The 23,819-nt window shown below is 59.3% G+C and carries 24 protein-coding genes and 1 pseudogene; 12 read left to right on the top strand and 13 right to left on the bottom strand.

The window, feature by feature from the left end; translation table 11 throughout:
- Positions 1-56: 56 nt before the first annotated feature.
- Positions 57-1,400: a DEAD/DEAH box helicase gene (locus ACWGZX_RS10375; RefSeq protein ID WP_452628244.1), complete on the top strand. Its 1,344-nt coding sequence runs from the start codon at positions 57-59 to the stop codon at positions 1,398-1,400.
- 115 nt (positions 1,401-1,515) lie between these two features.
- Here ACWGZX_RS10375 and ACWGZX_RS10370 read toward each other — a convergent pair whose 3' ends face one another.
- The 3 genes from ACWGZX_RS10370 to ACWGZX_RS10360 form a co-directional block, all read right to left on the bottom strand.
- On the bottom strand, positions 1,516-2,463 hold the full coding sequence (locus tag ACWGZX_RS10370; protein WP_452625178.1) for an IS110 family transposase: 948 nt from the start codon (positions 2,461-2,463) through the stop codon (positions 1,516-1,518).
- 237 nt (positions 2,464-2,700) lie between these two features.
- Positions 2,701-3,942 carry a TIGR03862 family flavoprotein gene (locus ACWGZX_RS10365; RefSeq protein WP_452628243.1) on the bottom strand — a complete coding sequence of 414 codons (1,242 nt, stop codon included), beginning with the start codon at positions 3,940-3,942 and terminating at the stop codon, positions 2,701-2,703.
- Between the two features lie 281 nt (positions 3,943-4,223).
- Positions 4,224-5,144 (bottom strand): histone deacetylase family protein, encoded by a 921-nt coding sequence (locus tag ACWGZX_RS10360; protein WP_452628242.1) that lies wholly within the window; start codon positions 5,142-5,144, stop codon positions 4,224-4,226.
- A 74-nt stretch (positions 5,145-5,218) separates the two neighbouring features.
- On the opposite strand from ACWGZX_RS10360, the gene ACWGZX_RS10355 reads away from it, so the two are divergent.
- The 3 genes from ACWGZX_RS10355 (at position 5,219) to ACWGZX_RS10345 (ending at position 7,357) form a co-directional block, all read left to right on the top strand.
- The gene (locus ACWGZX_RS10355; protein ID WP_452628241.1) at positions 5,219-5,788 is read left to right on the top strand and encodes a GNAT family N-acetyltransferase; all 570 of its coding nucleotides are present in this window, start codon (positions 5,219-5,221) and stop codon (positions 5,786-5,788) included.
- A gap of 109 nt (positions 5,789-5,897) precedes the next feature.
- A complete protein-coding gene (gene tesB / locus ACWGZX_RS10350; protein ID WP_223519376.1) occupies positions 5,898-6,767 on the top strand; it encodes an acyl-CoA thioesterase II in 870 nt (289 codons plus the stop codon).
- Positions 6,764-7,357, top strand: coding sequence for an HAD family hydrolase (locus ACWGZX_RS10345; RefSeq protein ID WP_046028658.1), 594 nt, complete (start codon positions 6,764-6,766; stop codon positions 7,355-7,357). The genes tesB and ACWGZX_RS10345 overlap by 4 nt, the downstream gene beginning before the upstream one ends.
- A 140-nt stretch (positions 7,358-7,497) precedes the next feature.
- Here the strand turns inward: ACWGZX_RS10345 and ACWGZX_RS10340 are convergent, their stop codons facing one another.
- Positions 7,498-8,457, bottom strand: coding sequence for an alpha/beta hydrolase (locus tag ACWGZX_RS10340; RefSeq protein WP_452628240.1), 960 nt, complete (start codon positions 8,455-8,457; stop codon positions 7,498-7,500).
- The gene (ypfJ, locus tag ACWGZX_RS10335) at positions 8,458-9,351 is read right to left on the bottom strand and encodes a KPN_02809 family neutral zinc metallopeptidase (RefSeq protein ID WP_452628239.1); all 894 of its coding nucleotides are present in this window, start codon (positions 9,349-9,351) and stop codon (positions 8,458-8,460) included.
- A gap of 278 nt (positions 9,352-9,629) precedes the next feature.
- Between ypfJ and ACWGZX_RS10330 the strand changes: the two genes are divergently transcribed.
- Together ACWGZX_RS10330 and ACWGZX_RS10325 are read left to right on the top strand one after the other, a co-directional pair.
- Positions 9,630-10,406: an IclR family transcriptional regulator gene (locus tag ACWGZX_RS10330; RefSeq protein ID WP_452628238.1), complete on the top strand. Its 777-nt coding sequence runs from the start codon at positions 9,630-9,632 to the stop codon at positions 10,404-10,406.
- 247 nt (positions 10,407-10,653) lie between these two features.
- On the top strand, positions 10,654-11,532 hold the full coding sequence (locus ACWGZX_RS10325) for a DMT family transporter (protein WP_452628237.1): 879 nt from the start codon (positions 10,654-10,656) through the stop codon (positions 11,530-11,532).
- Between the two features lie 49 nt (positions 11,533-11,581).
- Here ACWGZX_RS10325 and ACWGZX_RS10320 read toward each other — a convergent pair whose 3' ends face one another.
- Complete coding sequence (locus ACWGZX_RS10320) at positions 11,582-12,883, bottom strand: MFS transporter (RefSeq protein ID WP_452628236.1); 1,302 nt, start codon at positions 12,881-12,883, stop codon at positions 11,582-11,584.
- A gap of 390 nt (positions 12,884-13,273) precedes the next feature.
- Here ACWGZX_RS10320 and quiC point away from each other — a divergent pair, with 390 nt between their 5' ends.
- Both quiC and ACWGZX_RS10310 read left to right on the top strand, forming a co-directional pair.
- Positions 13,274-15,175: a 3-dehydroshikimate dehydratase QuiC gene (quiC, locus tag ACWGZX_RS10315; RefSeq protein WP_452628235.1), complete on the top strand. Its 1,902-nt coding sequence runs from the start codon at positions 13,274-13,276 to the stop codon at positions 15,173-15,175.
- 102 nt (positions 15,176-15,277) lie between these two features.
- Positions 15,278-15,955, top strand: coding sequence for a TetR/AcrR family transcriptional regulator (locus tag ACWGZX_RS10310; protein ID WP_452628234.1), 678 nt, complete (start codon positions 15,278-15,280; stop codon positions 15,953-15,955).
- A 35-nt stretch (positions 15,956-15,990) separates the two neighbouring features.
- On the opposite strand, the gene ACWGZX_RS10305 is transcribed toward ACWGZX_RS10310, so the two are convergent.
- The 3 genes from ACWGZX_RS10305 to ACWGZX_RS10295 all read right to left on the bottom strand — a co-directional run bounded on the left by ACWGZX_RS10305 (position 15,991) and on the right by ACWGZX_RS10295 (position 18,343).
- On the bottom strand, positions 15,991-16,845 hold the full coding sequence (locus tag ACWGZX_RS10305; RefSeq protein ID WP_452628233.1) for a shikimate dehydrogenase: 855 nt from the start codon (positions 16,843-16,845) through the stop codon (positions 15,991-15,993).
- A 5-nt stretch (positions 16,846-16,850) separates the two neighbouring features.
- Positions 16,851-17,291: a type II 3-dehydroquinate dehydratase gene (aroQ, locus tag ACWGZX_RS10300; protein ID WP_223519394.1), complete on the bottom strand. Its 441-nt coding sequence runs from the start codon at positions 17,289-17,291 to the stop codon at positions 16,851-16,853.
- Between the two features lie 140 nt (positions 17,292-17,431).
- On the bottom strand, positions 17,432-18,343 hold the full coding sequence (locus tag ACWGZX_RS10295) for a LysR family transcriptional regulator (RefSeq protein WP_452628232.1): 912 nt from the start codon (positions 18,341-18,343) through the stop codon (positions 17,432-17,434).
- Positions 18,344-18,591: 248 nt separating this feature from the next.
- On the opposite strand from ACWGZX_RS10295, the gene ACWGZX_RS10290 reads away from it, so the two are divergent.
- A complete protein-coding gene (locus ACWGZX_RS10290) occupies positions 18,592-19,020 on the top strand; it encodes a DUF4160 domain-containing protein (protein WP_452628231.1) in 429 nt (142 codons plus the stop codon).
- Positions 19,017-19,463, top strand: coding sequence for a DUF2442 domain-containing protein (locus tag ACWGZX_RS10285; RefSeq protein ID WP_452628230.1), 447 nt, complete (start codon positions 19,017-19,019; stop codon positions 19,461-19,463). Before ACWGZX_RS10290 ends, ACWGZX_RS10285 begins: the two co-directional genes overlap by 4 nt.
- Before the next feature lie 53 nt (positions 19,464-19,516).
- Here ACWGZX_RS10285 and trmA read toward each other — a convergent pair whose 3' ends face one another.
- Together trmA and ACWGZX_RS10275 are read right to left on the bottom strand one after the other, a co-directional pair.
- Positions 19,517-20,596: a tRNA (uridine(54)-C5)-methyltransferase TrmA gene (gene trmA, locus ACWGZX_RS10280; protein WP_452628229.1), complete on the bottom strand. Its 1,080-nt coding sequence runs from the start codon at positions 20,594-20,596 to the stop codon at positions 19,517-19,519.
- A complete protein-coding gene (locus ACWGZX_RS10275; protein WP_223461025.1) occupies positions 20,593-21,888 on the bottom strand; it encodes an NCS2 family permease in 1,296 nt (431 codons plus the stop codon). Before ACWGZX_RS10275 ends, trmA begins: the two co-directional genes overlap by 4 nt.
- Before the next feature lie 223 nt (positions 21,889-22,111).
- On the opposite strand from ACWGZX_RS10275, the gene ACWGZX_RS10270 reads away from it, so the two are divergent.
- Positions 22,112-22,558 (top strand): DUF4879 domain-containing protein, encoded by a 447-nt coding sequence (locus tag ACWGZX_RS10270; RefSeq protein WP_452628228.1) that lies wholly within the window; start codon positions 22,112-22,114, stop codon positions 22,556-22,558.
- A gap of 67 nt (positions 22,559-22,625) precedes the next feature.
- The gene (locus tag ACWGZX_RS10265) at positions 22,626-23,177 is read left to right on the top strand and encodes a DJ-1 family glyoxalase III (protein WP_452628227.1); all 552 of its coding nucleotides are present in this window, start codon (positions 22,626-22,628) and stop codon (positions 23,175-23,177) included.
- Between the two features lie 6 nt (positions 23,178-23,183).
- Here ACWGZX_RS10265 and ACWGZX_RS10260 read toward each other — a convergent pair whose 3' ends face one another.
- Positions 23,184-23,471, bottom strand: coding sequence for a HigA family addiction module antitoxin (locus tag ACWGZX_RS10260; protein ID WP_059182122.1), 288 nt, complete (start codon positions 23,469-23,471; stop codon positions 23,184-23,186).
- Positions 23,472-23,484: 13 nt separating this feature from the next.
- Positions 23,485-23,771, bottom strand: a pseudogene (locus ACWGZX_RS10255) (type II toxin-antitoxin system RelE/ParE family toxin).
- Positions 23,772-23,819: the final 48 nt, after the last annotated feature.

The following is a 23,819-nucleotide window of genomic DNA, read 5'->3' as shown; positions in this document are numbered from 1 at the left end:
CTTGTTTTGCACACTTGTTTTGAAAAACCCGCGCTGAATTTTCCTACGGTAATCCCATGACTTTCGCCACCCTTGGCCTGATCGAACCCTTGCTGCGCTCTCTCGAGACGCTCGGCTACCAGACCCCGACGCCGGTTCAGGCGCAAGCCATTCCGGCGGTGCTGGCCGGTCGCGACCTGATGGCCGCCGCCCAGACCGGCACCGGCAAGACCGCCGGTTTCGCGTTGCCGTTGTTGCAATTGCTGGCCATGGAAGGGCCGAAAGTCACCGCTAACTCCGTACGCGCATTGATTTTGGTGCCGACCCGCGAGCTGGCGGAACAGGTTCACGAAGCCGTGCGTCAGTACGCCGAGAACCTGCCGTTGAGCACTTACGCGGTGTACGGCGGCGTCAGCATCAACCCGCAAATGATGAAACTGCGCAAAGGCGTCGACCTGCTGGTGGCCACGCCGGGCCGCTTGCTCGACCTGTTCCGTCAGAACGCGCTCAAGTTCAATCAGCTGCAAACCCTGGTGCTGGACGAAGCCGATCGCATGCTCGATCTGGGCTTTTCCGAAGAACTGGGCAACATCTACAAGGCGCTGCCGAAGAAACGTCAGACGCTGTTGTTCTCCGCAACGTTCTCCGATGCGATCCGCACCCTGGCCGGGCAGATGCTCAACGATCCGCTGAGCATCGAAGTCAGCCCGCGTAACGTAGCCGCCAACACGGTTAAACAGTGGGTTGTGACGGTCGACAAGAAGCGCAAGCCGGAGCTGTTCGTTCACTTGCTGCGCAAGGGCAAGTGGAAGCAGGTGCTGGTGTTCGCCAAGACCCGCAACGGTGTCGACGCGCTGGTGGAAAAACTCCAGGGCCTGGGCATCAATGCCGACGGCATCCACGGCGACAAACCGCAGGCCACGCGTCAGCGCGCGCTGGACCGTTTCAAGGCCAGTGAAGTACAGATTCTGGTGGCTACTGACGTTGCGGCCCGTGGTTTGGACATCGAAGATTTGCCGTTGGTGGTCAATTTTGACCTGCCGATCGTGGCGGAGGACTACATCCACCGCATCGGTCGTACCGGCCGTGCGGGTAACACCGGGCAGGCCATTTCACTGGTGTGCGCCGATGAAGTGAATCTGCTGTCGGCCATCGAGACGTTGACCCGTCAGACGTTGCCTCGGCAGATGGAGCATGACTTCGAACCTGAGCACCGCGTACCGGATACCGATGCCAGCGGTCAGGTAGTCAAGAAACCGAAAAAGCCGAAGAAGCCGAAGAAGCCAAAGACCTCCAGTGGCGGCAAGCGCAACCTGGGCAAGTGGGTTGAGAGCGGGGATGCTTCGGCGCCGGAACCTTCGATCAAGCCTGTGCGCAAAGTGCCGGTGTTCAATACCGGGCCGCGTAAGCGTAAGCCTTAAATAACTGCAGCGTCTGTCAGGACGCCTTCGCGAGCAGGCTCGCTCCCACACTTACCGCATTCTTACTGAAAGAACCCGGTCGAATGTGGGAGATTCTATGGTTGAGGGGAAGCCCTCAACTGGTTTTCGGTTGGTATTCGCTTTGCCCGTTCAGCAGGGCGAATACAACCCGAGCAAGCTTGCGAGCCAGCATTACCAGCGCCTGAGTGGTGCTGAAGCCCCGAGCTCTTTGCGCTTCGTAAAATCCTTTCCAGGCCGCCGTTCGGCTGGCCGACATCGCTGCATTGTGCAAAAGGCGCCGGGCCTCTGGGTCACCTCGCTTGCTCAAACTCCGGCGACAATCTTTTTGTCCTGACTTCGCCACCCGCAAATCCATTCCCAAGAAGGCGATAAAGGCATTCGCGTTTCTGAAGTCACCCCGCTGAAAAGCCGCAATCAAGCGAGCTCCGGTCAAAAAACCAATACCTTCAACTTTCAGACACCGCTTTAACTGGCCGAGCAAGCCGGCTTCTTTCAGATGGTCCTTAATCGTCTTTTCGACCAGCACTTCAAGTTGCTGCATGGATTTCACTTGCTCGGCGAAAGCGGTTTTCAGCAACGGTTCATTCGCCCAGCTTTGCACCAGGCCAACTCGCGCCTGGACCAAAGCCGCCCGGCGGCGGAAAAGGCTCAAGAGCTGGCGGTACAGCGGTGACGGCGGGGTCCACGGATGAAGCTCCTCAGCTTCGTTCTTTAAATAACGGGCAAGTAACTTGGCATCTAGCGCATCAGTTTTGGCGCGAACTTTGACACCTTTTCGGTAATGACTGAGTTCATAGCCGCCCACCATGTAAATAGTGCAACCGGCCTCATAGGCCAAGTCAGCAAACTCCAGGTGATAGATGTTGGTGGCCTCAATGGCGATCGCCACTGTCCCCGGCAAGGCCTTCAACCACTGCTTGATGGCCGCTTTGGTGTTGGGGATTTCTTCGAGCAAATCGAACTCTGCCTGATAAATCACCAATTCATTCTTGGCGACATCCACACCCACGATCGGCTTTGAAACAAGAACCGGCATTGCCATTGGATTTCCTCCGGGATAAGGTTTTAAGCACTTGAAGGGCTCACCCAGAGGCGCAGGCTTGTTCCTATCGTCGGTCTAGCCAGAAGCATTCTTTATCGGCGCTTGGGTGAAAGGAGGAGGGGCGAAATCTCCCACGGTCTGTACTGCGTCAACAGTCAGAAACGAGCCTTGTCCCTCCTCCTCCCTTCAAGTCCTACCATACAAGCGAGCCTGCTCGCGATGGGCGCGACTCGGTCTTCAGCCTTGGTGCTTCAACCACTCCACCATCCCCATCCCCGCCGCCCGCCCGCTGGCGAAACACGCGGTCAAAAGATAGCCGCCCGTCGGCGCTTCCCAATCCAGCATCTCCCCCGCGCAGAACACGCCAGGCAACTGCTTGAGCATCAAGCGTTCATCCATCGACTCGAACATCACGCCCCCGGCGCTGCTGATGGCTTCGTCCAGTGGACGGGTCTTCACAAGCGTCAGCGGCAATGCCTTGATCGCTTTGGCCAACAGTGCCGGTTCGGCAAAGCAGTCGGCCGGCGTCAGTTCACGCAGCAACGCAGCTTTGACCCCATCAATGCCCAGTTGACTGTGCAGGTGTTTGGACATCGAACGTGAACCGCGCGGTTTGTTCAGCGCTGCCTGCACTTTATCCACAGGCTTGCCCGGCAGCAGGTCGAGGTGGAGGGTGGCCGAGCCGTATAGATTGATCGCTTCGCGGATCGGTGCCGACAGGGCGTAGATCAGACTGCCTTCAATCCCGGTCGCCGTGACCACACATTCCCCGAGCCGTGGCACGTCGTCATTGAGGCCGATGGCGATGTTTTTCAGCGGCGCGCCGGCGAATTTACTGACCATCAATTCGCTCCAGGCCTGCACCTCGAAGCCGCAATTGCTCGGTTGCAACGGGGCCAGTCCTACGCCGCGTTGTTCCAGCGGCAGCATCCACGCGCCGTCCGAACCGAGGCGCGACCAGCTGCCGCCGCCGAGGGCGAGCAGGGTGGCGTCAGGTGAAAGGTTTTTTACACCGTCGGGGCTCGACATGTTCAGGCTGCCGTCGGCATTCCAGCCGAGCCAGCGGTGGCGGGTGTGGATAACTACGCCGGCGTCTCGCAGGCGTTTGAGCCAGGCGCGCAGCAGGGGCGCGGCTTTCATGTCGGTCGGAAACACCCGCCCGGAACTGCCGACAAAGGTTTCGATGCCCAGGCCATGAATCCATTGGCACAGCGCGTCGGCGCCAAAGGAGCGCAGCAGCGGCGCAATCTGTGGGGCGCGTTTGGCGTAGCGCGAGAGAAACGCCGGGTAGGCTTCGGAATGGGTGATGTTCATGCCGCCGACCCCGGCCAGCAGGAATTTGCGTCCCACTGAAGGCATGCCGTCGTACAGGTCGACCTTGATCCCGGCCTGGCTCAACACTTCAGCCGCCATCAGGCCGGCAGGGCCGCCGCCGATGATGGCGACGTGGGGGGAGAGGGCGGTGGAGGATTGGGTCATGGGATGCGCTGCGGTATGGCGGGATAAGCCGGGCATTCTACCAGCCTGATCCCTTGTGGGAGCGAGCCTGCTCGCGAAAGCGGTGGCACATTCAACACTGATGCAAGCAGACCCACCGCATTCGCGAGCAGGCTCGCTCCCACAGGGGATTTGTTGTGAGTTCAAAGTGTGGTTAAAAAACAACCACCGTTGTGTCGCCTATACGCCGTATGGGCTGTAGGCCCTTTCACTCAGGTTATCCACAGGCAGTTCCACAGGCATTGTGGGTAAAGACTCAGATCTCAATGACACCCTGATGACTGCCAGACCCGTTGCGCGCTGTGATGCAAAATTCCATGACGACGTGCGAGGGCCTTGCGGTCCTTGCTGTACCCGCCGCCAATCACCCCGACCACCGGAATATCCCGGCCCAGGCAATGGCGCATCACGCTTTCATCACGCGCTGCAACGCCTTCGTCCGTCAGTTTCAAATAACCCAGGGCATCGTCCTTGTGCACATCGACCCCGGCGTCATACAACACCAGGTCCGGTTGATAGAGCGGCAGCAAATAGTTGAGTGCATCGTCGACCACTTTCAGGTAGTCGGCATCGCCCATGCCCTTGGGCAGCGGGATGTCCCAGTCACTTTCGGCTTTGCGTGCAGGAAAGTTCTTTTCGCAGTGCAGGGAAACCGTCACCGCGTCCGGGGTGTTGTGCAGGATCCGTGCAGTCCCGTCGCCCTGATGCACGTCGCAATCGAAGATCAGCACTCGATTCACCCGGCCACTTTCCAGCAGGTAATGGCTGATCACCGCCAGGTCATTGAAGATGCAGAAGCCGGCCGGGTAGTCGTAATGTGCGTGATGCGTGCCGCCCGCCAAGTGACAGGCCAAACCGTGCTCCAGCGCCTGTTCCGCCGCCAGCAACGAACCGCCGACCGCGCGCACCGTGCGCCGGGCCAGGGCTTCGGTCCAGGGCAGGCCGAGGCGCCGTTGGTCTTCACGGGACAACTCGCCACTCATGTAACGTTCGATATAGGCAGCGTCATGGGCGAGGGCGAGAATCTCCGGGGGACAAAGCGCCGGGCGCAGCAGGTCGGCGTCCCGGGTCAGGCCACTATCCACCAAGTGATCGCGCAGCAGGCGAAACTTATCCATGGGGAAGCGGTGATCCGCCGGGAACTCGGGGCTGTAGTCTTCGTGATAAATCAGCGGCAGCAGCATGATGATTTCATGTAGGAATGAGAGAAGGATCCTACCAGCGATGTAGACTTGCGGCATGGAAACAGGGGAACGCAATGGAGCCAATACTGGAACTCGAAAGCGCGCGACTGTTGTTACGGCAGTGGCGCGATGAGGATTTGCTGGAGTTTGCGGCGATGTGTGCCGATCCGCAGGTGATGCGATATTTCCCGGCACCGTTGAGCCACCTGGAAAGCGCTTCGCTGATCGGGCGCATTCGCGGGCATTTTGCCGAGCATGGTTTCGGATTGTGGGCACTGCAACGCAAGGACACCGGACAGTTCATCGGGTTTACCGGCCTGGGTGTGGTGGGCTTCGACGCGCCATTCACCCCCGCGACCGAAATTGGTTGGCGCCTGGCCCGCGAACATTGGGGCCTGGGTTATGCAAGTGAAGCGGCGTGGACCGCTCTGCGTTGCGGGTTTGACCGGTTGGGGCTGACAGAGGTCGTGTCCTTCACCACCCAAACCAACACGCCTTCAGAGAAAGTCATGCAGGCGATCGGCATGCACCATGATTCAGCCGATGACTTCGAGCACCCAAAGCTCGCGGCCGACCATCCCCTGCGTCAGCATGTGCTGTACCGCATCACCCGTGAACAATGGCTGCAAACCTTGCATGGATAAGCCGACGCGGACGTTTACAATGGCTCCCATATTGTTGGCCCGGGCCAGAAATTGAATCGACCGTCGCAGCCGAGACTGCGCGGCAATGTTTTGCGTGAGGAGAGTCTGAATGAGCCAAGTGTTGGATGATCTGGTCGATTTACTGACCCTGGAACCAATCGAAGAAAACCTGTTCCGTGGGCGCAGCCAGGACCTTGGTTTTCGCCAGTTGTTCGGCGGTCAGGTGCTCGGCCAGTCACTGTCGGCGGCCAGTCAGACGGTCGAAGAAGCGCGCCACGTGCATTCGATGCATGGTTATTTCCTGCGTCCGGGCGATGCCGGGTTGCCGGTGGTGTATCAGGTTGACCGGGTACGCGACGGCGGCAGTTTCAGCACGCGCCGAGTCACGGCGATCCAGAAAGGCCATCCGATTTTTACCTGCAGCGCCTCGTTCCAGTACGACGAAGAAGGCTTCCAGCACCAAACCGAAATGCCGGTTGTGGTCGGCCCGGAAAACCTGCCGTCGGAGCTGGAGCTGACCCAGCAGCGTGCACACTTGATCCCTGAAAAAATGCGCGAAAAACTGCTGTGCCCGAAACCGATCGAATTCCGCCCGGTGACCGAAAAAGATCCCTACAACCCGCTGCCGTCCGACCCGATCAAGTACGTATGGTTTCGCGCCGACGGTGCCTTGGCCGACTCGCCAGCATTGCACAAATACCTGCTGGCCTATGCGTCGGACTTCGGTCTGTTGGTCACCTCGATGCAGCCCCATGGCAAATCGGTCTGGCACAAAGACATGCAGGTCGCCAGCCTCGATCACGCGCTATGGTTCCATCAGGATCTGCGCGCAGATGACTGGTTGCTCTACGCGATGGACAGCCCGTGGGCCGGTAATTCCCGTGGCTTTAGCCGTGGCAGCGTGTTCAACCGCGCCGGGCAACTGGTGGCTTCAGTTACGCAGGAAGGCCTGATTCGTCATCGCAAGGATTGGGCATGAGCCTGGCCGAGGTGCGTCACTGGGTGTTCGATATGGACGGCACCCTGACAGTGGCCGTGCATGACTTCGCGGCGATTCGCGTGGCATTGGCGATCCCGGCCGAAGACGACATCCTGACGCACCTCGCGGCGCTGCCCGCTGATGAAGCGGCGGCTAAACATGCGTGGTTGCTGGAGCACGAACGTGATTTGGCGCTGGGTTCGAAACCGGCGCCGGGTGCGGTGGAGCTGGTGCGTGAGTTGGCCGGGCGCGGCTATCGCTTGGGCATTCTGACGCGCAATGCCCGGGAGTTGGCGCATGTCACGCTGGAGGCCATCGGCCTGGCCGACTGCTTTGCGGTGGAGGACGTGCTGGGGCGTGATGAAGCGCCGCCTAAACCGCATCCCGGTGGTTTACTGAAACTGGCCGAGGCCTGGAAGGTGCCAGCGAGCGAGATGGTAATGGTCGGTGATTACCGGTTTGATCTGGATTGCGGGCGGGCGGCGGGGGCGCGGACGGTGTTGGTGAATTTGCCGGATAACCCGTGGCCTGAGCTGACGGATTGGCATGCGGCGGATTGCGTGGCGTTGCGGCAGATGCTGTTGGCTTGAGGGCCTCTTCGCGAGCAGGTCGAATCGTCGCACCGTCGCTCCCACATGGGGTCTCTATGGAATACAAAATTTGTGTCCACTAAAGATCCACTGTGGGAGCGAGCCTGCTCGCGAAAGCGTCAGATCCGGCACCCTATAACTCACTGCCCGAACAACGCCTTCTGCCCCTCGGGCGACGTAAACATCCCATCCCCGTTATGCCCAACCCCCGGCACGTCGACCAGTTGCTGGTTCACCCCGCGCGGGTTGCGACGCAGCAAATAATCAAAGTAAAAATGCCCGCGAGTCAGGCGATTAGCGCCTTGGGCTTGCGCTTCGCAACCTTTATCCAGCGCCGGATGCTGCGGGTCGACGTCTTGCTGCCCGAGCAGATAAGTCACGTCACGCTTGACGTAATTGCCTTCAATCTGTGGTGCGGTTTGCCCACTGGCATAGAGGGGTAAGTCCGTCAGACCATACTTCCAGCGGTTAAAACCGGGGCATTTCGCGTGATCGAATGCCATGGGCCGCCGCTCGTCGAAATAGGCATACGAGGAAGGGTTGGCGACCACATAACGGACTTTCACACCGGACGCAGTGAGCGCCGGTTGGTCGTGAGCCAGCAATGCATAGTGCTGAACCACTTGAGCGCCACCGGAATGACCGGCAATGACGATTTGTTTCACATCCGGAAACTGTTGTCGGTCGCTGACTCTCTGGATGATCTGATCCAGTGCCCCATAGGAGCTCAGCGCAAACGGGGCTGTGGATAAACCGCCCGCCATCCAGTCATTGCCCTGCCAGCGTAGGACGGTGTCCGCCACTGGATGCAGGGCTACATCGGTTTCGTTGAGAAATTGTGGGGCGATCACCAGCGTGGTATCGCTTTGTCCTGCCAGTTCAGCCGCCTGCTCGGCGCTCTGGCGGTAGGCCTCAGAATTACGCAAGCGACCATGGATGATGATCAGCACTCGCTCGATTTTCGCTGGCGCCGGGCCGATGCCTACCGCCATCTCACCTTCTTTGAGCAACAGCCGCCCGGGGCTGAGTTCTTTGACCCCATGCTCGGCGGCTTGGGTACTTGCGCAGGTAAACAGTACAGCTAACAGCCACTTATTCATTTACAGGTTTTTCGCCGCAAAGGTATCGCACTGGCCCACCTGGCCTTGTGCAAATCCGGTTTTAAACCAGCGCACTCTTTGCGCTGACGTGCCATGGGTAAACGAGTCCGGCACCACGCGACCCTGACCTTGCTGCTGCAAGCGGTCGTCGCCGATGGCGTTGGCTGCGTTCAAGGCTTCTTCGATATCGCCGGGTTCCAGCCAGTTCAGACGCTTTTGCGCATTGTTGGCCCAGACCCCGGCCAGGCAATCGGCCTGCAATTCCTGGCGCACGAGTAAACCGCCATCGCCTTCCATCTGCCGGCCTTGCTGGCGGGCGGTCTGAATTTTCGCTGAAACGCCGAGCAAGGTCTGAACGTGATGTCCGACTTCGTGAGCGATCACGTAAGCCTGAGCGAAGTCGCCGGCGGCCGCAAAGCGTTGTGACATTTCCTGGAAGAACGCCATGTCCAGGTAGACCTTCTGGTCGGCCGGGCAATAGAACGGACCGGTCGCTGATGTCGCCAGACCACAGGCGGAATTGACGCGATTGCTGAACAGCACGAGTGTCGGGTCTTTATATTGCCGGCCTGCCTGCTGGAAAATCTGACCCCAGGTGTCTTCGGTATCACCGAGGATCGAACGCACGAATTCGGCGCCTTCGTCATTGACCGGCGGCGCCTTGCGGGTTTGGTTGGTGGCCGGTGCCGATTGCTCGCTCATTTGCCCGGTGAGCTGTCCGAGGATCTGCAGCGGGTCCTGGCCGGTGATCCAGCCGATGCCGACAATCAGAATGATCGCGGTCAGGCTCAAGCCCTTGCCGCCACCGAAACGCATCCCGCCACCGCCACCGCCGACATCATCACCACGGGCATCGACCACGTTGTCGCTGCGTCGGCCTTTTTTCCATAGCATGTGGGAATCCTCTGATTGTCCGTGGGGATGAGTGTTGCTGGTGTGCGGAAGCGACGCCAGTCCGGTCGTCCGGGTTTCTGCGTGTGCCAGCATGCACTGTAGCTTTGCGGCAGGGGGAACCTTGCAGACTGTAGGAACATGGATAGCCCATCGAATTCCGTCAGACGATGGGTTTTTCTCAAATGAGTGGATGCCTGTGCTTGTCGACTGTTCAGTTCCAGATTTCGCGTTATACGGTTCATCTTCTAGAATCAGGCAAATTGTGTGTGGAATCTCCCATGGCCGGCAGTCAGATCGAACGTGTTTTCAGCGTGCTGGAAAGTCTTACCAGTGACCCTCGCGGCCTGCAGATGCAGACGCTGGCGGAACAGCTGGACATCCCTAAAAGCGCGACCCATCGCTTGCTCGCCGAGCTGATCCGCTTGGGTTATGTGCGACAGAATCCGGAGAACCTGCGCTATCACCTGTCGACCAAACTGGTGGCGATGGGGTTTCGTTATCTGGCGGGCAGCGGCGCCGATATCGTGCAGCCGGTGCTGGATCGCCTGGCTCAGGAAACCGGTGAACTGGTGCGCCTGGGCGTCATTGAGGGCGAGCGGCAGATCTGGATCGCCAAGTCTCAAGGTGCCCGGTCCGGCCTGCGATACGACCCGGACATGGGCCGCGATGCGCCGTTGTTCTATACCGCCTCGGGCCACGCGTGGCTGGCGTGCATGAGCGATGCCGAGGCGTTGTCGCTGGTAGAACGTCAGGGCGGTGAGCGGCCGAAGGACCTGGGGCCGAATGCGCCGCGTTCCAACATTGAATTGCTGGAACGTCTACGTCTGGCGCGCGATCAGGGCTATGCCTGGGTTGAAGAGAGCTCGGCGGTGGGCACCTCGGCGATTGCTGCCGTGATACGGCACCCTGGCGAGGGGCGGGTGATCGGGGTGTTGAGCATCGCCGGGCCCAGTGCGCGTATGCCGGGCGCTCGGTTGCATGAGTTGGCACCGCTGTTGTTGACGTTTGCCGAAGAGTTGTCGGCGGCCAGCCTTGCATCAGAGCTATTCAGTTAACTCGGGCACACCACCACTCCCCTGTAGGAGCCGAGCTTGCTCGCGATGACGGACTTACATTCAACATCTGAGCTATTTGAAAGTCCGCTATCGTCGGAACGCCGCCCGGAGCAAGCCCGCTCCCACATTTTTGATCGCTGTCGATTGTAAAACCGTGCGTTGTTCGAACACTTTCGGCCTATGCTTGTATAGGAATCTGGAACCAGGTTCTAAATTATTGGAATTCGCCAGGCACAAGGGAACCCATATGACCGTCAGCACCCCGCTCTCCGGCGTAAACCGCCCCTTCAAAGGGATTTTGCTGATCGTTCTTGCCACCTTCCTCTTTTCCAGCCATGACGCCTTGTCGAAATACCTCTTGGGCTTTTACCCGATGGTCATGGTCGTTTGGGCGCGTTATGTGGTTCACACCTTGTTGATGGCCGGGATTTTTCTGCCGCAATCAGGGCTGGGCGTGCTGCGTACCAAGCGGCCTTTGCTGCAGACAATGAGAGCGTTGTGCCTGTTGGGCACCAGTCTGTTTTTCACCACTGGTTTGCAATACATCCCGTTGGCCGAAGCCACGGCGGTCAACTTTCTTGCGCCGGTGCTGGTCACCGCGTTATCGGTGCCGTTGCTGGGTGAGCACGTCACCCGTGGCCAATGGATCGCGGTGATTTGTGGATTTATCGGCGTATTGATCATCGTCCACCCAGGCGGTGATCTCTTCACGCCTGCGGTGCTGTTGCCGTTCTGCTCGGCGCTGTTTTTCTGCTTCTATCAATTGCTCACCCGCAAGCTCAGCAACATCGACAGCCCGACCACCAGTAACTTCTTCGCCGGCCTGTGCAACACCTTGGTGATGTGTGTGCTGGTGCCGTTCTTCTGGAAAATGCCAACCCTTGGGCATGGCTTGATGATGGTGGCGTTGGGTGCTTGCGGGATGACGGCTCACTTGTTTCTGACTCAGGCGTTCCGTTACGCCGCGCCCGCGCTGCTGGCGCCGTTCGGTTATTGCCAGATTGTGTTTGCCGGGTTGCTGGGCTGGCTGCTGTTTTCCCACACGCCGACCCTGACCACCGTGGTCGGGATCGCGGTGATTTGCTGCAGCGGGTTGGCGGCAGCGTGGCAACAGAGTCGTCGGTAGGAGAAACAAAAAGGCAGGCCTGGAATCAGGCCTGCATGGGGAAGGGCAATTACTCGGTAACGGTAGGAATCTTGCGCGGTGCCATGAAGTACATCCAGGTCAGGGCGATGAAGTACATCGCCGGGATCAGGGTGAAGAGCACGGTGTAGTTGTTGTTGGTGACGGTCAGAATGTGGCCGACCAACTGCGTCATGAACATCCCGCCGATGGCTGCGCACATGCCGCCAAAACCAAATACCGTACTCATCATGTGTTTAGGCGTGTAGTCCATCACCAGGCTCCAGATGTTCGCGGTCCAGGCCTGGTGCGCGCCGATGGCCAGGGAAATGGCGGCCACCGCGACCCACAGACTGCTCGAACCGGCCGCCATGATCACGCCGATGATGCAGCAGGCGAACAGGAACATGGACATCAGTCGTGCCTTGATCGGGTTGATCCCGCGACCGATCAGGAACGAGGAGAGAATCCCGCCACCGACACTGCCGAAGTCTGCCGTCAGGTAGATGATGATCAGCGGAATACCCATCTGGGTCACGTTGATCCCCAGGTTGTATTGCTGATTGAGGAACGGCGGCAGCCAATACAGGTAGAACCAGAACACCGGCGCGGTAATCGCGTAAGCCAAGGCGAAGGCCCAGGTGCCACGCATGCGCAGGATTGTCGAAAACGATACGCGGGATTGTTCCGGTTCGACTTCGTGCTGAATGTAGTCCAGCTCTGATTGTTTAACGCTCGGATGATCTTCCGGGTTGAAGTACTTCAAGCCCCAGAACAGCAACCAGATACCGCCCAGCGCCGACATGCACAGGAACGCAGCCTGCCAGCCCCACACGTGGAGGATCAGCGGCAACAGCATCGGGGTGAACATCGCGCCGACGTTGGTCCCGGCGTTGAAGATGCCGGTGGCCACGGCGCGTTCGCCGGCCGGGAACCACAGGCGCGTGGTTTTCACGCAGGCCGGGTAGTTGGCGGCTTCGGTCAGGCCGAGGATGAAGCGGCAGACCATGAAGCCGACTGCCGAAGTGGCCAGGCCGTGAGCACCGGTAGCGATGCTCCAGAGCAGCACGGCGCAGAAGAACACACGTTTGACGCCGACCCGGTCGATCAAGCGACCTTGCAGCACGAAACCGATGGCGTAGCCGACCTGGAACCAGAAGTTGATGTTGGCGTAGTCCATCGCCGTCCAGCTCATTTCCTTGGCGAGAATGGGCTGCATGACGCCGAGGGCGGCACGGTCGATGTAGTTCAGGGTCGTCGCAAAAAACACCAGCGCCAGCATGCCCCAACGGGTTTTGCCGACCGCCATGGCGCCACGGATCTTGTCGCCGATGCCGCCGATGGCAGGAGTCATGGAGGAGCGCTCCACGGGAGAACTTTGAGAAGGAGTCATGTAGTCCACCGATTGTTTTTATGTGGTGTTCTGGGGCTTTGGTAACCGAACCCGATGGTTTATGACCGGGCTCAATGTGGAGTTGATGTTGCGCAGTGGACAAAAAATCGTCAATTCGCCAACGGTCATTTTGTTCGATAATCGAACACAAAACTAACCGGGTAGTACACTTTGAATTGCTGTGTGAGTTTACACAGCCAATAATTCACTTCAAGAAAAACACAGTCCTGTAGGAGCGCGGCTTGCCGGCGATGGCAGCCGCGAGATTGCCATCGCCGGCAAGCCGTACTCCTACATAAAGCAAGCGTGTAGCGCCCTGACAAGACTGTCTCCACCACCGGGAGTCGAAATATGCAGCGTTCCATTGCCACCGTGTCCTTGAGCGGTACCCTGCCGGAAAAACTCGAAGCCATTGCCGCCGCCGGTTTTGACGGGGTGGAGATTTTCGAGAACGACCTTCTCTACTACGACGGTAGCCCGCGGGAAATTAAACAGATGTGCGCCGATCTGGGGATCGCTATCACGCTGTTTCAACCGTTCCGCGACTTCGAAGGGTGCCGCCGTGATCGCCTACAGCGCAACTTGGAGCGGGCCGAGCGCAAGTTCGACTTGATGCAGGAACTGGGCACCGACCTGGTGTTGGTGTGCAGTAACGCGTCCGCCGAATCAGTCGGCGATGAGCAAATCCTCGTCGACGACTTGCGCCTGCTGGCCGAACGCGCCGGTGCGCGCGGCCTGCGGATCGGTTATGAAGCCCTGGCCTGGGGCCGTCACGTAAACACCTATCAACAGGTGTGGAGCATCGTCCGCCAGGCCGATCACCCGAGCCTCGGCGTGTTGCTGGACAGCTTTCACACGCTGTCGCTCAAGGGCGATCCGAGTGCCATCGCGCAAATTCCCGGCGACAAGATCTTCTTCGTGCAAATGGCCGACGCGCCGATCCTGGCCATGGACGTGCTGGAGTGGAGCCGGCATTTCCGCTGCTTCCCGGGCCAGGGCGAATTCGATTTGCCGGGGTTCCTCGCGCCGATCATCAAGAGTGGCTACACCGGGCCGCTGTCGCTGGAAATCTTCAACGACGGCTTCCGCGCCGCGCCCCCTCGGGCCAATGCCGCTGACGGTTTGCGTTCGTTGCTGTACCTCGAAGAGAAAACCCGCCAGCGCCTGGCGCAGGAAGCCCAACCGGCGACCAACCTCGACATCCTGTTCGAGACCCCGACTGCCAGCGAGTACAACGGCATCGAGTTTCTCGAGTTTGCAGTGGACGATAGCCTCGGCGCCAAGCTCTCCCATTGGCTGGAGCGGCTGGGTTTCGTCAAGGCCGGGCAGCATCGTTCCAAGAGCGTGAGCCTGCTGCGGCAGGGCGATATCAACCTGATCCTCAACTCCGAGCCTTACTCGTTCGCCCACAGTTTTTTCGAAGCGCACGGTCCATCGCTGTGCGCCACCGCTGTGCGGGTCAAAGACAGTGCGAGCGCGCTGGCCCGGGCCGTGGCTTACAAAGGTCAGCCATATCGCGGACTGGTCGGGCCCAATGAATTGGAGCTGGCCGCGGTGCGAGCACCGGATGGCAGCCTGATTTATCTGGTGGACCAGGAAGCCGACGTCTATGGCACCGACTTCAATCTATATCCTGCCGCCGTGGCCAGTGGCGGCCTCAAGCGTATCGACCACATGGCCATGGCGTTGCCAGCCGACAGCCTCGACAGTTGGGTGCTGTTCTACAAGAGCCTGCTGGATTTCGAAGCCGACGACGAGGTGGTGCTGCCCGACCCGTACGGCCTGGTAAAAAGCCGTGCGCTGCGCAGCCGCGACAGTTCGATTCGTTTGCCGTTGAACATTTCCGAGAACCGTAACACCGCGATCTCACACGCGCTGTCGAGTTATCGCGGCTCCGGTGTGCATCACATCGCGTTTGATTGTGATGACATCTTTGCGCAAGTCAGTCGTGCGAAAGAGGCGGGCGTGCCGTTGCTGGACATCCCGCTCAATTACTATGACGACCTCGCCGCACGGTTCGACTTCGATGACGAGTTCCTCAGCGAGTTGGCCTACTTCAACGTGCTGTACGACCGCGATGCGCAGGGCGGTGAACTGTTTCATGTGTACACCGAGCCATTCGAGGGGCGATTCTTCTTTGAAATCATTCAACGCAAGAACGGCTATGCCGGCTATGGCGCAGCCAACGTCGCGGTTCGACTGGCGGCGATGGCCAAATCCCGCAGCGGTGCCTTCCGTCAGGCCAAGTTGTAGGAAAATCGTAAACACGGGTACAAACCGCTGCCGCACGGCTTCCTTCACTGTGCGGCGCGGCCCATAATCGCCAGCCTGTGCAGTGATGGCCGTGAGCCCGCAATGACAATGACTTCAGAACGCTCCGCAGCGCCCGGTGAACCCATCGTCGAGCCTCGCAAAAGCCGCAAAAACAACCCGGAAAAGACCCGCGAGAACATCCTTCAAGAGGCGATTGTCGAATTCGTCCAACAGGGGCTTTCCGGTGCTCGCGTCGATGCTATAGCCGAGCGCATCCACACCTCAAAACGCATGATCTATTACTACTTCGGCAGTAAAGAGCAGCTCTACGTTGAAGTGCTGGAAAAGCTCTACGGGGACATTCGCAGCACCGAAAACCGTTTGCTCCTGACCGAGCTGGAGCCGGTCGAGGCGATTCGACGCCTGGTGGAATTTACCTTCGATCACCATGATCGCAATGTCGATTTCGTGCGCATCGTCAGCATCGAAAACATTCACAACGCTGAATACGTGAAACGCTCCGATGCGATCAAGGCGATGAACAATACGATCCTCGATTCGCTGGGTGAGATTTTGCGTCGCGGTGCCGAGGAGGGTCTGTTCAGGGCAGGGCTTGTGCCGCTGGATGTGCATCTGTTGATCAGTTCGTTCTGCTTCTATCGCGTATCGAACCGTCATACCTTTGGTGAGATTTTTCAGATCGACTTGCCGGACGAAGCTATCAAGCAGCGTCATCGGGAGATGATTTGCGAGTCGGTGTTGCGCTACTTGCAGGCTTGAATGAAGTGAGGGGAATGTCCCCTCACTGCATCCACTCAGCCATTCATGCTCTGAAAATGCGCGAGCATTCGCTGCGCATCCGGCACTACGCCGCTGAACAATTCAAACGCCTTCACCGCCTGAAACACCGCCATGTTGCCGCCATCCAGCGTGCGGCAACCGAGCGCGCGGGCATTGCGCAGCAGTTCGGTTTCCAGCGGGAAGTAAACAATCTCCGCCACCCACAACTCAGTGCGAAGCAGCTCCACCGGCACCGGCATGCCCGGCAGTTTTTTCATGCCCATGGGCGTGGTGTTCACCAGCCCGTCCGCTTGGGCCATTGTGCTTGGCAGATCATGCCCGGCCACCGCCCGGCCAGCGCTAAAATGCTGATTGAGGTTGTCCGCCAGCGCCTGCGCGCGGCTGATCTCCACGTCGAAAATACTCAGCAGTTGTACGCCTTCGCTTAATAGCGCGTGAGCCACTGCCGCGCCTGCGCCACCGGCACCCATTTGTACGACATGCCCACGGGCAGCGTCCTTCAAGCCACGGCGAAAACCTTCGGCAAAACCCAGGCAATCGGTGTTATGGCCGATGCGTTTGCCGTCTTTCAACACCACGGTGTTCACCGCGCCGATGCCGCGCGCTTCCGGCGACAGTTCGTCGAGCAACGGGATGATCGCTTGCTTGCACGGGAAGGTGATGTTCAGGCCGGTGAAGTTCATCCGCTCGGCTGCCATCAGCAGGTCGGGCAAGGCACTGCTGTCGAGCTGCAACTGATCGAGGTCGATCAAGCGATAGAGGTAGCGCATGCCCTGCGCTTCGCCTTCATGCTCGTGCAGCGCGGGTGTGCGGGAGGCTTGAATCCCGGCGCCGATCAGCCCGGCCAATACGGTGTTGTGCTGAGTCATTGCGTTCACCCCTTCAATTGCAGACTGAAATGTTCCAGCGCCAGGCGATAGCCGTGGCTGCCGAAACCGGCCAGCACGGCGGTGGCGATGGCCGAGACGAACGAGTGATGGCGGAAAGGCTCACGGGCGTGGACGTTCGACAGGTGGACTTCGATCACAGGCAGTTCGCTGGCGACGAGGGCGTCGCGGATCGCAACCGAGGTGTGGGTCCACGCGGCCGGGTTGATCACAATCCCGGCGCAACGACCGCGAGCGGCGTGAATCCAGTCGAGCAACTCACCTTCGTGGTTGGTCTGGCGAAACTCCACGGCCAGGCCGAATTCTTCAGCGGCACGTCCGCACAGCGCAGAGATGTCTGCCAGGGTTTCGTGACCATAAGTCGCCGGTTCACGGGTGCCGAGCAGGTTCAGGTTCGGGCCGTTGAGCACCAGAACGATAGGGGGCATCGAGGGTCTCTCCACTTATTATTTTTGGAAGCGGCTGTTGGTTCAGCCTGTGGAGATAAATTGTACTAGCTAGTTAGTTTGGTCAATTAAAGAGACGTTTCAGCCGGGATTTGTGGGCGGTGATCGGACAGTTTCGAGGTTTATCGGGGCAGATGCTCAACCAGGAAGTCGATAAAGGCGCGCAACTTCAGGGGCACATGGCGGCTTTGCGGATACAGCAACGTGAACGGTCGCGAGCGTCCGCTGTAAGGCTTCAACACTTCCACCAGCGAGCCATCGGCCAGTTCGCTTTCGACGATAAACCGGTACGTCTGAAACAGTCCCGCCCCGTGTTTGGCCAGGGTTACGCCGCCGAGCACATCGTCAGAGCAACTGAGACTGCCCTCGGCGAGAATCTCCCGTGGTGCGCCGCTGTCATTGAACAACCAGGCAATCCGCCGACCGCTGCTGGGCAGTTCGTACTGAATGCATTCGTGCTGCGCAAGGTCGTCCAGGGTTTGTGGGACGCCGGCACGGTTGAGGTATTCGGGGCTGGCAATCATCACCAGCGCGGCGTCCTCCAGATGTCGGGCAATCAAGCCGGAATCCGGAATCGCCCGAACGCGAATGGCCATGTCATAGCCTTCGCCAACGAAATCGATGTTGCGATTGCTGATGTGCGACTCGACCTTTACCTCGGGAAAGCGCGCCCGAAACGCCGGTAGCAACGGCAAAATCCGGTGGTGTGCATAAGTCGTGGGAATGCTGATCCGCAACGTGCCGGACGGTTGCTGCTGCTGCCCCATGACCTCGCGTTGGGCTTCGATCAGTTGTGCCAGCGCCTGGCGACATTCCTCGTAATACCGGCGACCACTGTCGGTCAACTTCACGCTACGGGTCGTGCGCGCGAACAGCCGCACGCCCAGGCGTTCTTCCATGCGCGATACCGAACGGCTGACGGCGGCCGGCGTCACGCCCGCCACCAGCGCGGCGGCAGTAAAGCTCCCGGCCTCGGCCGCCAGGCAAAACAGTTCGATGCTGCCTAGCTGAAGATCATCGAAGACTCGCTGCATGATTGATTACACCGGGGATCAAATAAGGGGCTGAATGGCGTCACTGTAGATGAAATTGCCGTGCAGTGATTATCTGGAGCGGCGGCTTTTTTTGCGGGTATGGAGAAAGGATTGCTTACTATTTTGACGCAGTAGACGGCGAGTCAAAAAACGCTCAAGCGCTAGTCTGAAAATCAGATCGCACCAATTATCGGGTTCTTCAAGGAATGGAGAATCTTTGCACTCTATAACCTAACAGATGGGTTAGCATGAACGTATGTCGCTACAAGGGCTTTTCATTGGTCATCATGCTGCGCGATGAACATTGTCCGCCTCATGTCCACGTAGATGCCCGAACGTGGAGCGCACGCTTCAAATTCAGTTTCTGGCACAACGGCGTGGAGCTCTGGGATGTCGTTCCTCATTCGCAGCGACCCGTCTCAGCGGTGCTGGAGGGATTGCGTCAGGCGCTGCGGCAACCGGCGCATTTACGGCGAGCACGCGGCATCTGGTGGAGCAAATTGCGCACGGCCTGCCTCGACAATCAGTTGTGGGATTGGGAGGGCAATGAAGTGGTCGTGATGAAACGAATCGCCTGCACGACCTACCTGATTGGCTCGGCCTGTTACGAGCCCGAAACGAACAAGACGTTGTTGTCCCTGATGGGGGCTGCCGAGGGAGTGGAAATCGAATTATGAAAACGATGCAGGCGAACATTCAGGCGGATCGCCCCGTCACCGAAGAAACACTGGATCAGGCCATTCAGCGAGGCGAGTTGAGTCGTCGTAGCGGTTTGAATGCGACAGCAGTGACCTGGACAGGACATTGCCTGGTCGTCGGCTTTGAAGACGGCAGTGGCGTGCTGCTACCGGCGAAGAATTACCCGGAGTTTGATGGCTTTGACGATGGGGACTTCGCCCACTTGAAGGTCGGCTTTTCGGGAACCGCGCTCTGCCATGAAGGCCGTGATTTACAGGTGTCCATTGCTGGATTGATTTCAGCGAGCAAGCCACTGATGGACATGGCGTCTTCAGTCATCGCCTCGCGCAATGGTCGTCAGAGCAGTGTCGCCAAGGCCGAGGCTGCTCGGGCCAATGGCAAAAAGGGCGGTCGCCCACGCAAGGTGGATTCGGCTCATTGATCGCCCACAAAAAAGCCGTCGTCATGACGGCTGATTTGTACGGGCAACTGTAATCAACGACGGGTCAACAACACCCCGGATTCCATGTGATGCGTCCACGGGAACTGGTCAAACATCGCGCACTGAGTGATGCGATGCGTGTCGTGCAACTGGGCGATGTTCGCCGCCAGCGTTTCCGGGTTGCAGGAGATGTAGAGGATGTTGTCGAAGCGTCGGGTCAACTCGCAGGTGTCCGGGTCCATGCCGGCACGGGGCGGGTCGACGAACACGCTACCGAACTCGTAGCTCTTGAGGTCAATGCCGTGCAGGCGCCGGAACGGGCGGACTTCGTTCAGCGCTTCGGTCAGCTCTTCAGCGGACAGGCGCACCAACGTAACGTTATCCACCGCGTTTTCGCTGAGGTTGCTCAGGGCTGCATTGACTGATGTCTTGCTGATTTCCGTGGCCAGCACTTTGCGTACACGGGTGGCGAGCGGCAGGGTGAAGTTGCCGTTGCCGCAGTACAACTCCAGCAAATCGTCGGTGCGATCACCGAGGGCGTCGTAAGCCCAGTTGAGCATCTTCTGGTTGACGGTGCCGTTGGGCTGGGTGAACGCGCCTTCCGGCTGGCGATAGCTGAAGGTGCGACCGCCGACGTCGAGCTTCTCCACCACATAATCGTGGCCGATCACTTCGCGTTTGCCCTTGGAACGACCGATGATGCTGACGTTCAGGTCGGCGGCCAGTTTCGTGGCAGCTGTATGCCAATGCTCGTCCAGCGGGCGGTGATAGCACAGGGTGATCATCGCATCGCCGGCCAGGGTGGTCAGGAACTCCACCTGAAACAGCTTGTGGCTCAGGGCTGCACTGGCTTTCCATGCCGCTTTGAGCTGCGGCATCAACTGATTGATGCGCACGCTTGCGATTGGAAACTCTTCGATCAGGATCGGCGTACGTTTGTCTTCCTGGGAAAACATCGCGTAGTGCCGCTCGCCGGCTTCACGCCACAGGCGGAACTCGGCGCGCAGGCGGAAGTTTTGCAGCGGTGAGTCGAAGACGGCCGGTTCAGGTGCATCGAACGGGGCCAGCAGGTCACGCAGGCGCGTGACCTTTTCTTCAAGCTGAACGGCGTAGGCCTGGGAATCAAAAGTCATGCGTTGAACCAACCCAACTTGATCACGAACAGAATCGACAGAATTACCAGCGCCGGGTTCAGCTCACGGCCGCGACCGGACATCAGCTTGATTGCGGTCCAGGAAATGAAACCGAAGGCGATACCATTGGCGATGGAATAAGTGAACGGCATGGCCAGAGCGGTGATCACGACCGGTGCGGCAACGGTGATGTCGTCCCAGTCTATTTCGGCCAGGCCGGAGGTCATCAGTACGGCGACGAACAGCAGTGCTGGTGCTGTGGCGAACGCCGGAACGCTGGCGGCCAATGGCGAGAAGAACAATGCCAGCAGGAACAGAATCGCCACCACAACGGCGGTCAGGCCGGTGCGGCCACCGGCACTCACGCCGGCTGCGGATTCGATGTAGCTGGTGGTGGTCGAGGTACCCAACAGCGAGCCGGCCATGGCTGCGGTGCTGTCGGCGATCAGCGCGCGACCCATTTTCGGCATGTGGCCGTCCTTGCTCATCAGGCCGGCGCGCTTGGCGACGCCGATCAGCGTGCCGGAGTTGTCGAACAGGTCGACAAACAGGAAGGCGAAAATCACGCTGACCAGACCGATGTCCAGTGCGCCTTTGATGTCCAATTGCAGGAAGGTCGGGGCCAGGGAGGGCGGCATCGACATCACGCCGCCGAACGGGGTGAAGCCCATCACGATCGAAACGATCGTTACCACCAGAATGCCGATCAGCACTGCGCCGCGTACGGCCAGGGCTTCGAGAGCAACGATCAGGGCAAAACCCAAGGTCGCGAGGATCGGGGCCGGTTGTTTCAGGTCACCGAGGCCGACCATGGTCGCCGGGTTGCTGACCACGATACCCGCGTTATGCAGGGCGATCAGCGCCAGGAACAGGCCGATACCAGCGGCAATCGCCGAGCGCAGCGGCAGCGGGATGCTGTTGATGATCCATTCACGGATGCGGAAGATCGACAGCAGGAAGAAGCACACCGCCGAGATGAACACCGCCCCCAGCGCCACTTGCCAGGTGTGGCCCATGTGCAGAACCACGGTGTAGGTGAAGAAGGCGTTCAGACCCATGCCCGGTGCGAGTGCGATCGGGTAGTTGGCGATCAGGCCCATGGTTGTGGAGCCGATGGCCGCAGCCAGACAGGTGGCGACAAACACCGCGCCCTTGTCCATGCCGGTCTCGCCGAGGATGCTCGGGTTGACGAACAGAATGTAGGCCATGGCCAAGAAAGTCGTGACGCCCGCCAGAATCTCGGTTCGCACGTTGGTGTTGTGTGCCTTGAGTTGAAACAGCCTTTCCAGCATGTCTGCTCCCCGTGGCGCGCCCGGCGCCGTGAATGTATCGACCTCAACAGCAAAGCACAGACCGCTGAACGCGCCTGGGAAATTACTGTGGGCCGGAAAAAGCCGCGCATCATACCAGCCGCGTGGGGTTATGGCTGCTTATGGCTGCGATCGTCGTCGATGTTTTGCCGTCAAGTGAAGTGAGCCATACTGCGCGCTGGTTTTGGGGGTAGCTATGTATTGCATGAAAAAGCCTGTGATCGCCGTGATTGGCGTCGTGTTTGCCTTGTTGCTGGGGGCGCAAAACGCCTCGGCCGCGATGGCGCCACCCTTGAGCCAGTTGAAAGTGCTCAAGGTCGAATCGCCAGGTTGTGGCTTTGAAGACATCGCCGAGGGGCAGGAACAGACGCGCTGCGACCACAGCGGCCCGAGTATCAAGGTCTATGTGTTGGAAGTCGGCTACGGACGTGAGGCGTTTGTCGCGCTGGACGGGTTTGAACTGAACGGCACCCGCACGCCGGTCTGTGCTTTTGATACCGGTAACCTGACCGAGTGCACCGTCGGGAGAAAAACCGTCGGCTATCTGTATGTCCTGGACCTGGCCGGCAAGCAGAACGGCGTCTTCACGTTCAGCAATACCTCGATCAACGCGCCGGGCAACAAGATGTCGACGCAGCTTTACATCAAGTAACGGCTGCGCTCGAACAAGCGTCAGGAAAGCTGACTACGCTTTAAAGATCACCCTGTGGACTGCCCCCATGACCTTTAGAGCTTTGATTACCCTCGCCGAGGGCATTGATGACCTGCAAACAGTGACCCTGGTCGATGTACTGCGCCGCGCCAACGTTGAAGTGGTGGTGGCCAGCATCGAGGGTCGGCGCATGCTCACCTGCGCTCGTGGCACCCGACTGACGGCCGATGCCATGCTGGTGGATTTGCTGGCCCAGCCGTTCGACCTTATTGCCTTGCCCGGCGGTGCCGTTGGCGCGCAACACTTGGCGGCCCATCAACCCCTGCAACAACTTATGAAGGATCAAGCCGCCGCCGGACGCTTGTTCGCAGGCATCGCCGAAGCCCCGGCTGTCGCGCTGCAACAGTTCGGTGTGTTGCGTCAGCGGCGCATGACGTGCCTGCCCTCGGCCAGTCATCAGCTGTTGGGCTGCAACTTTGTCGACCAACCGGTGGTGGTTGACGGCAACTGCGTGACCGCCCAGGGCTCCGGGGCCGCCTTGGCATTTGCCCTGACATTGGTGGAACAACTCTGCGGCAAAGCTAAGCGCGCGGCGGTGGCGGGGGAGTTGTTGGTTTAAGGGATGTCAGGCGTGGATGGCAATGGGCTTGATCGCCGGTTGCTCACGCTGTTCCGCTTGCCAGAGATCATAATCGGTCTGAACCCCTAGCCACATGCGGGCCTTACCAATCCCTGCCCGCTCCAGGCGCACAGCCAGGTCGGGGCTGATCGGCGCATGTCCATGCAATACCCGAGAAAGATGTGGTCGCGCAAAACCCAGATGGCGGGCCAGTTCAGTGACGCTGATGCCGAGTTCGGGCAAGACATCCATCAATAGTGTTTCGCCAGGGTGTGGCGGGTTGTGCATGGGCATTGCCTGCCTCCTGTCAGTGGTAGTCCAGATAGTCGACCAGTTCGATGTCTGAACCGATAAACCGATAAACCGATAAACAACTCGCCAGTTCCCTGAAACACTCAGTGACCAGAATTCGGCCAACTCTCCCCTGAGTGGATGCAGTCGCCATCCCGGAATATCGAGGTCGCCGGGTAGCGCTGCACGGTCCATGAACTGAAGCATCCGAGACAGACGCTTCGCATGGTCTGCGCGAATCCCGCGAGTCGAACCTGTTTCATAGAAGCCACGAAGGCCTTTGTGCTGAAAGGATTTGATCATGGGAGAAGTGTAAGGCGATACATTACACTGGAAGCGGTATCTATGTAT

The organism is Pseudomonas sp. CLCA07 (assembly GCF_053615335.1).
The sequence above is the reverse complement of the archived record's forward strand: the minus strand, read 5'-3'. Positions and strand labels throughout refer to the sequence as shown.

Coding starts and splice junctions, on each gene's coding strand:
- ACWGZX_RS10365 (WP_452628243.1), bottom strand. CDS start 3,942: ATGACCCAATCCTCCACCGCCCTCTCCCCCCACGTCGCCATCATCGGC.
- aroQ (WP_223519394.1), bottom strand. CDS start 17,291: ATGCCCCCTATCGTTCTGGTGCTCAACGGCCCGAACCTGAACCTGCTC.
- ACWGZX_RS10265 (WP_452628227.1), top strand. CDS start 22,626: ATGACCTTTAGAGCTTTGATTACCCTCGCCGAGGGCATTGATGACCTG.
- ACWGZX_RS10270 (WP_452628228.1), top strand. CDS start 22,112: ATGAAAAAGCCTGTGATCGCCGTGATTGGCGTCGTGTTTGCCTTGTTG.
- quiC (WP_452628235.1), top strand. CDS start 13,274: ATGCAGCGTTCCATTGCCACCGTGTCCTTGAGCGGTACCCTGCCGGAA.
- ACWGZX_RS10360 (WP_452628242.1), bottom strand. CDS start 5,144: ATGCTGCTGCCGCTGATTTATCACGAAGACTACAGCCCCGAGTTCCCG.
- ACWGZX_RS10305 (WP_452628233.1), bottom strand. CDS start 16,845: ATGACTCAGCACAACACCGTATTGGCCGGGCTGATCGGCGCCGGGATT.
- ACWGZX_RS10295 (WP_452628232.1), bottom strand. CDS start 18,343: ATGCAGCGAGTCTTCGATGATCTTCAGCTAGGCAGCATCGAACTGTTT.
- ACWGZX_RS10260 (WP_059182122.1), bottom strand. CDS start 23,471: ATGCCCATGCACAACCCGCCACACCCTGGCGAAACACTATTGATGGAT.
- ACWGZX_RS10340 (WP_452628240.1), bottom strand. CDS start 8,457: ATGAATAAGTGGCTGTTAGCTGTACTGTTTACCTGCGCAAGTACCCAA.
- tesB (WP_223519376.1), top strand. CDS start 5,898: ATGAGCCAAGTGTTGGATGATCTGGTCGATTTACTGACCCTGGAACCA.
- trmA (WP_452628229.1), bottom strand. CDS start 20,596: ATGACTTTTGATTCCCAGGCCTACGCCGTTCAGCTTGAAGAAAAGGTC.
- ACWGZX_RS10345 (WP_046028658.1), top strand. CDS start 6,764: ATGAGCCTGGCCGAGGTGCGTCACTGGGTGTTCGATATGGACGGCACC.
- ypfJ (WP_452628239.1), bottom strand. CDS start 9,351: ATGCTATGGAAAAAAGGCCGACGCAGCGACAACGTGGTCGATGCCCGT.
- ACWGZX_RS10320 (WP_452628236.1), bottom strand. CDS start 12,883: ATGACTCCTGCCATCGGCGGCATCGGCGACAAGATCCGTGGCGCCATG.
- ACWGZX_RS10375 (WP_452628244.1), top strand. CDS start 57: ATGACTTTCGCCACCCTTGGCCTGATCGAACCCTTGCTGCGCTCTCTC.
- ACWGZX_RS10330 (WP_452628238.1), top strand. CDS start 9,630: ATGGCCGGCAGTCAGATCGAACGTGTTTTCAGCGTGCTGGAAAGTCTT.
- ACWGZX_RS10325 (WP_452628237.1), top strand. CDS start 10,654: ATGACCGTCAGCACCCCGCTCTCCGGCGTAAACCGCCCCTTCAAAGGG.
- ACWGZX_RS10275 (WP_223461025.1), bottom strand. CDS start 21,888: ATGCTGGAAAGGCTGTTTCAACTCAAGGCACACAACACCAACGTGCGA.
- ACWGZX_RS10290 (WP_452628231.1), top strand. CDS start 18,592: ATGAACGTATGTCGCTACAAGGGCTTTTCATTGGTCATCATGCTGCGC.
- ACWGZX_RS10285 (WP_452628230.1), top strand. CDS start 19,017: ATGAAAACGATGCAGGCGAACATTCAGGCGGATCGCCCCGTCACCGAA.
- ACWGZX_RS10355 (WP_452628241.1), top strand. CDS start 5,219: ATGGAGCCAATACTGGAACTCGAAAGCGCGCGACTGTTGTTACGGCAG.
- ACWGZX_RS10370 (WP_452625178.1), bottom strand. CDS start 2,463: ATGGCAATGCCGGTTCTTGTTTCAAAGCCGATCGTGGGTGTGGATGTC.
- ACWGZX_RS10310 (WP_452628234.1), top strand. CDS start 15,278: ATGACAATGACTTCAGAACGCTCCGCAGCGCCCGGTGAACCCATCGTC.